We start from the raw sequence: 234 nt of genomic DNA on the forward strand, positions 1-234 counted from the left end.
GTGTAAGACAAGGTTATTTGCTCCTTATCTGGCCTGGTTTACCTTCTGGGGTTGGCAAGCGGTTATCGTATCCGCCGTTATTACCCTTCCTCTAGGTTTAACCTCGACCAAAGAATACGCTGAGCTTGAATGGCCGATCGATATTTTGATTGCTTTGGTATGGATTTCTTATGCCATTGTTTTCTTCGGTACACTTATCAAACGCAAAACCTCTCACATCTATGTGGCTAACTG

1 protein-coding gene is annotated in these 234 nt (G+C 43.6%); it reads left to right on the forward strand.

The window, feature by feature from the left end:
• On the forward strand, positions 1 to 234 hold a 234-nt coding region (locus AAEY93_RS21145; protein ID WP_351079726.1), incomplete at both ends, for a cbb3-type cytochrome c oxidase subunit I.

Origin of the sequence: Shewanella sp. CAL98-MNA-CIBAN-0140 (assembly GCF_040309905.1) — a bacterium.
GTDB lineage: Bacteria > Pseudomonadota > Gammaproteobacteria > Enterobacterales > Shewanellaceae > Shewanella > Shewanella psychromarinicola.